At 73.0% G+C, this 11,281-nt stretch carries 10 protein-coding genes; 5 read left to right on the top strand and 5 right to left on the bottom strand.

Going from position 1 to position 11,281, the window contains the following annotated elements:
- Positions 1–573: 573 nt before the first annotated feature.
- The gene (locus GWI24_RS31395; RefSeq protein WP_247617127.1) at positions 574–1,035 is read right to left on the bottom strand and encodes a PPOX class F420-dependent oxidoreductase; all 462 of its coding nucleotides are present in this window, start codon (positions 1,033–1,035) and stop codon (positions 574–576) included.
- Between the two features lie 227 nt (positions 1,036–1,262).
- Between GWI24_RS31395 and GWI24_RS31390 the strand changes: the two genes are divergently transcribed.
- The 3 genes from GWI24_RS31390 (at position 1,263) to GWI24_RS31380 (ending at position 7,024) form a co-directional block, all read left to right on the top strand.
- Positions 1,263–4,802, top strand: a complete 3,540-nt coding sequence (locus GWI24_RS31390) for a DNA polymerase III subunit alpha (RefSeq protein WP_210949352.1) — start codon at positions 1,263–1,265, stop codon at positions 4,800–4,802.
- Between the two features lie 38 nt (positions 4,803–4,840).
- A complete protein-coding gene (locus tag GWI24_RS31385; protein WP_247617128.1) occupies positions 4,841–5,899 on the top strand; it encodes a helix-hairpin-helix domain-containing protein in 1,059 nt (352 codons plus the stop codon).
- A 231-nt stretch (positions 5,900–6,130) separates the two neighbouring features.
- A complete protein-coding gene (locus GWI24_RS31380; RefSeq protein WP_210949355.1) occupies positions 6,131–7,024 on the top strand; it encodes a triacylglycerol lipase in 894 nt (297 codons plus the stop codon).
- Between the two features lie 41 nt (positions 7,025–7,065).
- On the opposite strand, the gene GWI24_RS31375 is transcribed toward GWI24_RS31380, so the two are convergent.
- Positions 7,066–7,557, bottom strand: a complete 492-nt coding sequence (locus GWI24_RS31375) for a MarR family winged helix-turn-helix transcriptional regulator (protein ID WP_210949348.1) — start codon at positions 7,555–7,557, stop codon at positions 7,066–7,068.
- An 82-nt stretch (positions 7,558–7,639) separates the two neighbouring features.
- Here GWI24_RS31375 and GWI24_RS31370 point away from each other — a divergent pair, with 82 nt between their 5' ends.
- Positions 7,640–8,056, top strand: a complete 417-nt coding sequence (locus GWI24_RS31370; RefSeq protein ID WP_210949346.1) for a MarR family winged helix-turn-helix transcriptional regulator — start codon at positions 7,640–7,642, stop codon at positions 8,054–8,056.
- A 26-nt stretch (positions 8,057–8,082) separates the two neighbouring features.
- Here GWI24_RS31370 and GWI24_RS31365 read toward each other — a convergent pair whose 3' ends face one another.
- Positions 8,083–8,499, bottom strand: a complete 417-nt coding sequence (locus GWI24_RS31365; RefSeq protein WP_078559105.1) for an organic hydroperoxide resistance protein — start codon at positions 8,497–8,499, stop codon at positions 8,083–8,085.
- A 120-nt stretch (positions 8,500–8,619) separates the two neighbouring features.
- Here GWI24_RS31365 and GWI24_RS31360 point away from each other — a divergent pair, with 120 nt between their 5' ends.
- On the top strand, positions 8,620–9,138 hold the full coding sequence (locus GWI24_RS31360; RefSeq protein ID WP_210949341.1) for a MarR family winged helix-turn-helix transcriptional regulator: 519 nt from the start codon (positions 8,620–8,622) through the stop codon (positions 9,136–9,138).
- A gap of 22 nt (positions 9,139–9,160) precedes the next feature.
- On the opposite strand, the gene GWI24_RS31355 is transcribed toward GWI24_RS31360, so the two are convergent.
- Positions 9,161–9,973 carry a class I SAM-dependent methyltransferase gene (locus GWI24_RS31355; RefSeq protein ID WP_210949340.1) on the bottom strand — a complete coding sequence of 271 codons (813 nt, stop codon included), beginning with the start codon at positions 9,971–9,973 and terminating at the stop codon, positions 9,161–9,163.
- The coding region (locus GWI24_RS31350) for an APC family permease (RefSeq protein ID WP_247617126.1) at positions 9,970–11,281 on the bottom strand (1,312 nt) is incomplete at its 5' end. The genes GWI24_RS31350 and GWI24_RS31355, both read right to left, overlap by 4 nt.

The following is an 11,281-nucleotide window of genomic DNA, read 5'->3' as shown; positions in this document are numbered from 1 at the left end:
CGCGTCGGCCCCCCAGCCGACGGTCAGGACCAGCGCGGACGGCGGATACAGGCTCTGCGGCTTGGCGGGCGCGGCGTGCGCCGCACCGCTCGTGCCGATCCCCAGCACGGCGCTCACGGCCAGTGCGGCTCCCAGCCCGATCGCCCCAGTAGTCTTCCGCATTTCGAACACTCCCTTGCTCGTCGTTGCAGATACCGGACGGAGTTCTACGCGGTGCGCGTCAGGAACGCACGTCGATCGAGCACTTCCGGTCGCTACAAGTAGTCGTTCGGTGGCTTATTGTCGCGTGCGGTGGATGTCCGGGCGCGGAACGCCGCGTGGCGACCGGGTGCGCGGCGCCACGCGCATTGCGCCCCTCGAGGGACCCCGTCCGCCGTCTCGCGCTCCTGCGGATGGCGTGCTCAGCGAGGTGGCCGAGGCGCTCAAATCGATTCAAGGGCGCTCAGGTGAGCGAGATCGAGTGATGTTCGTGATGCCTCTGGGTGAGGGCTGTCGCGTACCACGCTAGAGCGAGAACCTGCCAGGGCAAGCCGACCGGCGGGAGTGGGGTCGGAGCCCGGAATCCGCGGCTTCCTAGTCGCCCTGGCCCAGCTCTCCGCTCAGGGGTCCGGTCCGGCTCCCCCAGCCGTAACCGCGCTCCGCGCGCAACCGCACCACCAGCCGCCGCTCGGCCACCATCGCCGTGCGGAACTCCTCCCAGTCCGGATGCTCGCCCTGGATCGCGCGGTAGACCTCCACCAGCTCATCGGCGGTGGCGTCATGGGGATCGGTGGCGACCGGCGTCAGCTCGGCATCGCCCTCGGCCACCAGATAGGAGTAGTGGTCCCCGCTGGTGACGTAGAAGCTCGCGCGCGGATCGCGGCGCAGATTGCGGGTCTTGGCGCGGTCATCGGTGACGGAGATCCGGATGAGGCGCGTCGCGGGGTCATAGGTGAAGGCGACATTGGACAGCTGTGGCCGTCCGTCCCGCTTGAGGGTGACGAGCGCGCCGGTGCGCTGCTCCCGTAGCAGATCGAGCAGGGATCCCTCCGTCATGGTGATCAGCATACGCATGGGCCGGTGGCCCGCCTACTGATTCGACCCACGGGCTTCCGCGTGCCGCGTTCGCAAGGCGACACGCAGGATTAAAGGGTGCTTTGGGTGCTTATGGTGGAGAGGGAAGTGTCATCGAAACCGACTCGCACGTGTGTTCGAGAATGGGGTTATGGTGGGGCGTGGGACATGCAGGGTCGGTCAGGGGGTGTGAGCAGCGGGAGGTGCGGATGCCAGGCTTCACGCATCTGCACACCGCGTCCGGGTTCTCCATGCGGTACGGGGCCGCGCACCCGGAGCGGCTGGCGCAGCGTGCCGCCGAGCGCGGCATGGACGCGATCGCGCTGACCGACCGCGACAGCCTCGCCGGAGCGGTGCGGTTCGCCCGGGCGTGTGAGCGCGCGGGGGTGCGGCCGCTGTTCGGGGTGGACCTCGCCGTACGGGAGGAGGCTCCGGAGCCGGGGCGCACCGCCCGGCGCCGTACGCCGGTGCGCGGCGGGGCGTTCATCGACGAGTCCGCGCCCCGGGTGGTCTTCCTCGCCCGGGACGGCGCGCCGGGCTGGGCCGCGCTGTGCGGGCTGGTCTCCGCCGCCCACGCGGGGCTCGCCCACCCCGGAACCGCCCGGACGAACGGCGCCGGACCGCCCCTGCTGCACTGGCGCGATCTGGTGAGCGACCCCGGCGCGCTCGCCCCGCTGACCGTGCTGCTCGGCCCGGACTCCGACGTCGGCCGGGCCCTGGCCGCCGGGCGCCCCGACCGGGCCGCCCGGCTGATCGCCCCCTGGCGTGAACTCTTCGGCGACGCGCTGCGGCTGGAGGCCGTATGGCACGGCCGCACCGGCACCGGCCCGGGCTCGCTGCGGCTCGCCGCCCGCACCGTCGGCTTCGCCGCCGAGCAGGGCGTCCCGGCCGTGCTGAGCAACGCCGTGCGCTACGCCGATCCGGGGGAGGGGCCGGTCGCCGACGTCCTGGACGCGGCCCGCCGGCTCGTCCCCATCGACCCGCGCACCCCCGGGGCGCTCGACAGCGGTGAGCGCTGGCTCAAGGGTCCCCGGGACATGGCGAAGGCGGCCGAGCGGATCGTGGAGGCGGCCGGGATGCGGCGGGACGCCGCGCACCGGCTGCTGGAGGAGACCCGGCGCACCGCCGCCGGGTGTCTGGTCGACCCCGAGGACCACATCGGCCTGGGCAGCGTCCACTTCCCCGAGCCCCGGCTGGTCGGGGCCGGGCGGCGGAGCGCCGAGCGGGTGCTGCGATCGCGCTGCGCCGCCGCCATGGTGCTGCGGGGGTACGACCGCGACCGGGTGCGCTGGGAGCGGCTGGAGGACGAGCTGCGCACCATCGAACGGCTCGGCTTCGCCTCGTACTTCCTCACCGTCGCGCAGGTCGTCGACGACACCCGGGAGCTGGGCATCCGGGTGGCCGCCCGGGGCTCCGGCGCCGGATCGTTCGTCAACCATCTGCTGGGCATCGCCCATGCCGACCCCGTGGCCAACGGCCTGCTGATGGAGCGCTTCCTGTCGGTGCGGCGGGCCGCGCTGCCCGATATCGACATCGATGTGGAGTCGGCGCGCCGGCTCGACGTCTATCGCGCGATCTTCGAGCGGTTCGGGGCGGAGCGGGTCGCGACCGTCTCGATGCCCGAGACCTACCGGGTGCGCCACGCCGTACGGGACGTGGGCGCGGCGCTCGGCATGGACCCGGCCGAGGTGGACCGGCTCGCCAAGTCCTTCCCGCACATCCGCGCCCGCGATGCCCGCGCGGCGCTCGCGGAACTGCCCGAGCTGCGGGAGCTACGGGAGGCGACCGCCCAGCAGGAACGTTTCGGCAGGTTCTGGGAGCTGGTCGAGGCGCTCGACGGGCTGCCCCGTGGCATCGCCATGCACCCCTGCGGGGTGCTGCTCTCGGACGCCGGGCTGCTGGCCCGTACGCCCATCGTGCCGACCAGCGGCGAGGGCTTCCCCATGTCGCAGTTCGACAAGGACGACGTGGAGGAGCTCGGACTGCTCAAGCTGGATGTCCTCGGGGTGCGGATGCAGTCCGCGATGGCGCACGCGGTCGCGGAGATCCGGCGGGCCACCGGGCGTGTCGTGGACATCGACGACCCCGAACAGGTGCGGCCCGGCGATTCGGCCACCTACGACCTGATCCGCTCCACCGAGACCCTCGGCTGCTTCCAGATCGAATCGCCCGGCCAGCGCGATCTCCTCGGCCGGCTGCAGCCCACCTCCTTCCACGATCTCGTGGTCGACATATCGCTTTTCCGGCCCGGTCCGGTCGCCGCCGACATGGTCCGGCCCTTCATCGATGCCCGGCACGGCCGCAAGCCCCCGCGCTATCCGCATCCGGATCTGGAGGACGCGCTGCGCGAGACATACGGGGTCGTGGTCTTCCATGAGCAGATCATCAAGATCGTGTCGATCATGACCGGATGTGAACGGGACCTCGCCGACGAGGCGCGGCGCGCCCTGTCCGACCCCGAGCGGCAGGGGCGGGTGCGGGCCTGGTTCCACGCGGAGGCGGAGAAGCGGGGCTACGCGCCGGAGGTGCTGACGCGCACCTGGGAGATCGTCGAGGCGTTCGGCTCGTACGGCTTCTGCAAGGCGCATGCCGTCGCCTTCGCGGTCCCGACGTATCAGTCCGCCTGGCTCAAGGCGCACCATCCGGCCGCCTTCTACGCCGGGCTGCTCACCCATGACCCCGGGATGTATCCGAAGCGGCTGCTGCTGGCGGACGCGCGGCGGCGCGGGGTGCCGATCCTGCCGCTGGATGTGAACCGGTCGGGGGCCGCCTATCGAATCGAACTGACGTCTGGTGATTCTCGTGACAGCCGTAATGAACGGGATAGCCGTCATAAAGTGGACGCCGGTATCCGGCTGGCGCTGAGCGACGTCCATGGCATCAGCGAGGCCGAGACCGAGCGGATCGCGGCCGGACAGCCGTACTCCTCGCTCCAGGATCTGTGGCTGCGCGCCCACCCCGGGCGGCCGGTCGCCGAACGGCTGGCCCAGGTCGGCGCGTTGGACGCGTTCGGCACGAGCCGCCGCGATCTGCTGCTGCAGATCGCCGAACTGCACCGGCAGCAGCGGGGCGCCGCCGCCCGGCACAACGCGGAGGGCCAGCTTCCGCTGGCCGAAACCGGTCCCGCCGCCCCCGCCGGACTCCCCGACCTCGACGCGGACGAACGCCTCGGCGCCGAGCTCGGCATCCTCGGCATGGACGTCTCCCGCCATCTGATGGGCGACCACCGGGACTTCCTGGAGGAGCTGGGCGCGATCCCCGCGAAGCGGCTGCGCGACGCGCCGCACGGAGAGGTCGTGCTCGTCGCCGGTGCCAAGGCCGCCACCCAGACCCCGCCGATCCGCTCCGGGCGCCGGGTCATCTTCACCACGCTCGACGACGGTACGGGGCTGGTCGACTGCGCCTTCTTCGACGACAGCCACGCGGCGTGCGCGCACACCGTCTTCCACTCCTGGCTGCTGCTCGTGCGTGGCGTGGTCCAGCGGCGCGGCCCGCGCAGCCTCAGCATCGTCGGCTCGGCCGTGTGGAACCTCGCCGAACTGGCTCGGCTCAGGAAGGAGGGCGGCCTCGGGGCGGTCGCCGCCGAACTGGCCGGGGCGGGCCCGGAGGCGGCCGAAGCGGACTCCGGCCGCCGCATCGAGATGCCCACCGGCTACGCCATGCACCCCTGGGCCGACCTCCGGCCCGCGGGCGACCAGGCCGCCACCGGCCGCAAACTGTGGCACTCCAGCCCGGGGAGCGCGGGATGACCGCCGACCAGCACCCCTTCCCGACCCGTCTGATGGACATGGCCCTGCCGGGCGGCGGCCGGGCCGTGGGCCCGGAGCGGGCGGACGAGGTGCCGCATGTGCTGTACGTGCGGTTCCACCCCGCGCCCGGGGAGGACGTCTACCAGGGGCTGCTCACCCTGCTCGGCGAGCTGACGCCGGTCGTCGAGGCGCTGCCGCCCGATGCCGCGCTCGCGGATGTGCGGGGCGCGCTGCGGTACTTCGGGCGGGACGCGGCGGGGCTGGCCGAGATCGTACGGGTCCGGGCGCTGGCCCGGTACGGCGTGGACTGCACCGTCGGCGTCGCCGCCAACCCCCTGCTCGCGCGCATGGCCGCCCACGAGGCCCAGGAGGCCCATACTCAGGGCGCTCAGGAGTCCGGCGCCGTGCGTACCGTTCCCGGCGATCCGGACGCCGTCGCCGCGTTCCTGGCCCGTAAGCCGGCCATCGCCCTGCCCGGGGTGGGGCCCGCGACCGCGCGCACCCTGAGCGCGTACGGGCTGGACAGCGCCGCGCGGATCGCCGCCGCGCCGCTGTCCACCCTCCAGCGGATCCTCGGCGCGGCGACCGCGCGCCGCGTCCACGCCTGGGCGCGCGGTATCGACCCGGCGCCGGTCACCCCGAACGCCCCCGCCCGTGCGATGGGCGCCGAACACCGTTTCCGCCGCGACGAGTTGGACCCCGTCCGCCGTCGCCGCGCGCTGCTCACCCTCGCCGACGGGCTCGGCGTCCGGCTGCGGACGAGCGGGCGGGTGGCGGCCGCGATCAGCCTCACCGTCCGCTACGCCGACCGCTCCACGACCACCCGCACCCGCACCCTGACCGAGCCGACCGCCCACACCCCGGCGCTGACCGCCGCCGCGTACGCGCTGCATGACGCGCTCGGGCTGCAGCGGGCCCGGGTGCGGTCCGTGGCGCTGCGCGTGGAGGGGCTGACGGACGCCGGACTCGCCTCCCATCAGCTGACGTTCGACCCCGCGGACGAGAAGTCACGCCGGCTGGAGGCCGCCGCCGACCGGGCCCGCGCCCGCTTCGGCGTCTCCGCGGTCCGGCCCGCCGGGTTCCTCGACGTCGCGTAAGCCGCAGGTCCCACCAGTCCCACAGGTTTCCCCACTTCGCGTAACCCGGCGCATTCCTGGGCGTCATGTGAAAAGCGTGTAAACGTTCCTTCACTGACGGATGGCTGGATGGCTTTGCTACTCGCGCGTAATTTCGAGTGAGCGCACCACTTCTTGTGATCCGGATCGCAGGGCGCAGCGCAAGCGCACCGTCAGCGCGACTCTCTCCCCCACCAGCGAGGAGTTCATATGATGCTGCCCTGGAGGCGTATCCGGCGATTCCGGAAGACCAAGACCCGCACCTTACTACCCGCCTTGGCCCTCGCGGTCGCGGCGACCGCGGCGACCCCCACCGCCGCGCTCGCCACGGACACCGCGTCGGAGGCGGTGAGCAGCGGCTGGAACAACTACTCCTGCAAGCCATCGGCCCAACACCCCCGCCCCGTCGTCCTGGTGCACGGCACCCTCGGCAACTCCGTCGACAACTGGCTGGGCTTCGCCCCCTACCTGGTCAAGCGCGGTTACTGCGTCTTCTCCCTCGACTACGGCCAACTGCCCCTCGTCCCGCTGTTCCACGGCCTGGGGCCGATCGACCAGTCGGCCAAGCAGCTGTCCGCCTATGTGGACCGGGTGCTCGCCGCCACCGGCGCCGCCAAGGTCGACATGGTCGGGCATTCGCAGGGCGGGATGATGCCCCGCTACTACCTCAAGTTCCTCGGTGGCGCGCCGAAGGTGAACGCCCTGGTCGGCATCGCCCCCACCAACCACGGAACCACCCTGTCCGGGCTGACGAAGCTGCTGGACTACTTCCCCGGGGCCGGTGACATCATCGCCAAGGGCGCCCCGGGGCTGATGGACCAGGTGGTCGGCTCGGACTTCCTGCGGCGCCTCAACGAGGGCGGCGACACCGTCCCCGGAGTGCGCTACACCGTCATCTCGACCAAGTACGACGAGGTCGCCACGCCCTACCGGGCACAATTCCTCTCCGGTCCGAACGTCAAGAACGTGGTGATCCAGGACCTGTGCGCGACCGACATCTCCGAGCACGTGACCATCGGGCTGACCGACGGTCTGGCCTTCCACGAGGCCGTCAACGCCCTCGATCCGGAACACGCCACGCCGACGACATGTGCGTCGGACGACTGACGCTTGACAGCGGGCGGAGGACGCCCTGAGCCGGGCGGGTATCAGCGCGGCTGACGGCTTCCGAGCGCGTCCACGAAGCACGTCAGCAGCCGTGCGAACTCCGCCCGGTCCGCCTCCGGCCACTCCTCCATCGCCTCCGCGAACACGGAGCGCCGGAAGCGGTGCACCTCCTCCGTCATGGCGCGCCCTGCCTCGGTCCGTACGAGCAGGGCGCGTCGCCCGTCGGACTGGTCCGCCTCCCGCCGCACCAGCCCGGCCTCGACCGCCCCGGCGACGAGTCTGCTCGCCCGGGGTTGGTCGACGGCCAGGGCCGCGGCGATGTCGGAGACGGTGGGCGGGGTCCCGCTCTGCTCCGCCGCCTCGATGGCGTCGAGCACGTCGAACGACGCCTCGCCCAGGGCGGGTCGGCCCGCGCGCCGGGCCAGCGACCGTCTGCTCTGGCTGCGGCGAATGGCGACCATGGCCCGTTCGACGGCGTCGACGGGCCGTTCGGCTCGTTCAGTGGCGTCGGGCCGTTCGGCGTGGTCGGCCATGTTGTCGCCCCTCGCTCCTCAATGCATAATCGCTGACATCTACTTGTCACTTTACATGCAATGAGGAACGGGGTACGAGCTCATGAAGCCGATCGGATACTGGCTCAAGCACCTGGACGCGCTGATCGACGCGGACTTCGAGCGTGCCCTGGCCGGCAGCGGCCTCGCCCGGCGCCACTGGCAGGTGCTCAACTGCCTCGCCGCGGGCCCCAGAAGCGCCGATGAGCTCGCCGAGGCGCTGCGGCCCTTCTGGGGCGAGGGCGCGATCACCCTGGACGAGGCCCTGGAGGCGCTCCGGTCCCGGGGGTGGGTGACCCGCGCCGCCGAGGACGGCCCCTACTCCCTCACCCCGCCCGGCGCCGACGGCCACGCCGCCGTGGCGGAGCGGGTCGGCGCCACCCGGCGGCGGCTGATGGACGGGCTGACGGACGAGCAGTACCTGGAGACGGTACGGGTACTGAGCCGCATGGCCGGGAACCTCGAACGCGTCGAGGTGTGACTCCCGGGGGGTGGCCGCCGTCCGAATTACTCGGCGATGAGCTCGACCTCGATGTTGCCCCGCGTCGCCTTGGAGTACGGGCACACCTGGTGCGCCTGCTCGACCAGCTTGCGGCCGGTCTCGTTCTCCAGCTCGCCCGGCAGTTCGACGCGCAGCGTCACCTTGAGTCCGAAGCCGTCGTCCGCCGCGTCCTTGCCGATGCCGACCTCGGCGGTGACGGAGATGTCCTTGGTGTCGACCTTGGCCTGGCGGCCGACGAGGCCGAGCGCGGAGGCGAAGCAGGCGGCGTAGCCCGCGGCGAACAGCTGCTCGGGGTTGGTGCCCTTGCCGTTGCCGCCGAGGGCGGGCGGCATGGCCAGCGGCAGGTCGAGCTGTCCGTCGGAGCTCACGGCCCGGCCGTCGCGTCCGTTGGCCGTGGCCACCGCGGTGTAGAGCGCGTCCATGAGGACCATCCCTTTCGTGTTCCGGCAGTCGGAGGGAGGTGGGGGCTCGGGGTGCCCCGCCTCCGGGCAGAAGTAGAGCACACAATTAAGTTGTGCACAACTAAAGGGTACGCTGGGGGCATGTCACACCAGTCCGACCGCACCCCCGACAGCACTGCCGACCGCACCGCCACCCCCGAGCCGCGGCCCTCCGACGAACTGCTCCGGCTCGATCGGCAGCTCTGCTTCAGCCTGCACGCCGCCTCCCGAGCCTTCGACAGCCTCTACCGCCGGGTGCTGCGCGACACGGGGCTGACCTATCCGCAGTACCTGGCCATGCTGGTGCTCTGGGAGTACGGGGAGATGCCGGTCAAGCGGCTGGGGGAGTACCTGCGGCTGGACTCCGGCACCCTCTCGCCGCTGCTCAAGCGGATGCAGTCGGCCGGTCTCGTCCAGCGCGAGCGCAGCGCGCACGACGAGCGCTCGGTGACGGTCCGGCTCACGGCGGAGGGGGCGGCACTGAAGGAGCGCGCCCAGGGCGTACCCCTGGCGGCGATCGAGGCCAGCGGCCTCGGCCTGGAGGAGGCGGTGGATCTGCAGGCGCGGGTCCGGCGGCTGACGGCGGCCCTGGACGCGGCGCTGGCCGAGGAGACGCCGTAGGCGGACCCGGAGCAGGCAGACCCTAGGCGGGTGCCACGGCCACCAAGACGTGCAGGCCGCGCGGCCCCGGGGCGGCATGGACCACCTCGAGCCCCGCGTCCCGGCAGCGGTCGGCGAGCCAGTCCGTGCCGATGCGCAGTTTGGGGTACGAGCCGGTGTGCAGCGTCCAGCCCTCGGGCGTACGGACGTGGAGCAGATCGTGCACCTCGACGGTGTCCGCGTCGCGGTACTCCAGGAAGCAGGTCAGTATGCGCTCCGCATCACTTCTGACCGGCAGGAAGCGGGCCGTCCCTTCGAGCGGCCGGGTCAGATCGCGGTAGGTGACGACCAGCCGACCCCCCGGGGAGAGGGCTCGGGCCGCGTCGGCGAGCAGTGCGGGCACGTCGTCCTTGGCGGGCAGATGGGTCAGCGTGTCGCCCATGCAGACGATCGCCGACACCCCGCCCGGTGAGGTGAACCGCGGCAGCGCACCGCGCAGATCGGCCCGTACCGGACGGATCGCGGGGGCGGCGGAGCCCAGGGCGTCCGGGGTGTCCGGGGCGTCCGTGCCGCACGTTCCGGCTGCGGCCAGGGCCAGTTCGTCGAGCAGGGTCTGGTTGGTATCCACGGCGGTGATGTGGAAGAAGCCCAGCGCGGCGAGGGCGAGCGTCTGGGCGCCCGGTCCGCAACCCAGGTCCACGGCGCGGGCCCGGGCGGGGCCGGGGCCCGGGGACACGCCCAGCTCACGCAGCAGCGCGGTCTGTTCCTCGGCCGCCGCGCGGAGATCGCCCCCGGTCATCCAGGTGTAGTGGGCGGCCAGCAGCCGCTCGTAATGGACCTCGGCGGAGGTGGTCATCCGGAGTTCTCCTCGCTCGTGGCGGTCGTGGCGGTCGTGGCGGTCGTAGTGGCCTGGTCGGTGCCGTTGCGGGTGCGGAAGGTCTGGAACATCGGGAGCGGTTGGCGGCTCCGGAGCGTCCGGCGCGCCTGGAAGCACAAGGCCACGACCGCCAGCGCCGGCGGAATCAGCAGCAGCGGGCCGGAGAGGGCGAGCACGGTCGAGGTCACGGCCACGCTGCCGACCGCCGCCCACCACAGCGGCGTACGGCGCGGCAGCAGCGTCAGCGCCGCCAGCAGCCCGGCCAGGGTGACCGCCGCGAGACAGGTCGAGGTGGCCCGCATCAGCCGGTCCAGCCCGGCCGTGCCGGTCGCGGTCACCGCCCCGACCACGGCACACCCCACGGCCAGCACCGCGAGACTGCGCCGGGGCACCTCGCCGGGTGCGCCGCCCCGGGCCAGCGCCCGGGGCGCGGCCCCGTCGCGGGCGAGGGCGGCGCCGAGGCGGGCGGCGCCCGCGAGATAGGTGTTGACGGCGCCGAAGGACAGGAAGAGCGCCGCGACGGCGGCCACCGGCCGGGCCGCGTCCCCCACGCTCAGCGTCAGCAGCGCCGTCAGCGGGGTGTCGGTGGTCGCGGCGCCGGGGCCCAGCGCGCCGATCGTCGCCACCGCGAGCCCCAGATACAGCACCCCGACGACGGTGAGCGTGAGGGTGGTGACCCGTGGCAGATCGCGCCGGGGATCGGCGAACTCGGCGGACAGATGGCTGGCCGCCTCCCACCCCACGAAGCCGAAGAAGAGCACCCCCGCCGCCGAGCCGACCGAGTGCCAGCCGCCCGGCAGGAAGGGGGTGAAGTGCGCGGTGCGCAGATGCGGCGCCGCCGCGATCACGGCGGCCAGCAGCAGGGCCGCGAGCAGCCCGGCCAGCAGCAACTGCACCCGGCTGGACAGGTGCAGCCCACGGGAGTTGGTGGCGAAGGCGGCCGCCAGGACGAGCGCGGCGACGGCCGCCGCGCCCGTACGGTCCCAGCCCGCGGCGGCGGCCGTGTACTGCCCGCCGATCCAGGCGCCCGCGACCACGCCGACCGGTACGGAGCCGTAGAACCACCAGCCGACCGTGGCCGCCGCGCGCGGCCCGAACGCCCGGTGGACATAGGTGGCCACCCCGCCGCCGTCCGGGAACCGGGCGCCGAGCGCGGCGAAGCACGCGGCCACCGGCACGCTCGTCGCCAGCAGCACGGCCCAGGCCAGGATCGAGGCGGGTCCGGCTGCCGCGGCGGCGAGCGCGGGCAGGGCGAGCACCCCGGGCCCGAGGACGGCGCCCACATAC

The sequence above is a fragment of the Streptomyces sp. MK37H genome, assembly GCF_018035285.1.
GTDB lineage: Bacteria > Actinomycetota > Actinomycetes > Streptomycetales > Streptomycetaceae > Streptomyces > Streptomyces endocoffeicus.
Note: the sequence above shows the minus strand (reverse complement) of the source record. Positions and strands in the feature narration are given on the sequence as shown.

Excerpts from the sequence above, each read along its gene's own strand:
- GWI24_RS31390 (WP_210949352.1), top strand. The coding sequence starts at position 1,263 with ATGCCAGGCTTCACGCATCTGCACACCGCGTCCGGGTTCTCCATGCGG.
- GWI24_RS31380 (WP_210949355.1), top strand. The coding sequence starts at position 6,131 with ATGCTGCCCTGGAGGCGTATCCGGCGATTCCGGAAGACCAAGACCCGC.
- GWI24_RS31370 (WP_210949346.1), top strand. The coding sequence starts at position 7,640 with ATGAAGCCGATCGGATACTGGCTCAAGCACCTGGACGCGCTGATCGAC.
- GWI24_RS31395 (WP_247617127.1), bottom strand. The coding sequence starts at position 1,035 with ATGACGGAGGGATCCCTGCTCGATCTGCTACGGGAGCAGCGCACCGGC.
- GWI24_RS31385 (WP_247617128.1), top strand. The coding sequence starts at position 4,841 with ATGGCCCTGCCGGGCGGCGGCCGGGCCGTGGGCCCGGAGCGGGCGGAC.
- GWI24_RS31355 (WP_210949340.1), bottom strand. The coding sequence starts at position 9,973 with ATGACCACCTCCGCCGAGGTCCATTACGAGCGGCTGCTGGCCGCCCAC.
- GWI24_RS31375 (WP_210949348.1), bottom strand. The coding sequence starts at position 7,557 with ATGGCCGACCACGCCGAACGGCCCGACGCCACTGAACGAGCCGAACGG.
- GWI24_RS31360 (WP_210949341.1), top strand. The coding sequence starts at position 8,620 with ATGTCACACCAGTCCGACCGCACCCCCGACAGCACTGCCGACCGCACC.
- GWI24_RS31365 (WP_078559105.1), bottom strand. The coding sequence starts at position 8,499 with ATGGACGCGCTCTACACCGCGGTGGCCACGGCCAACGGACGCGACGGC.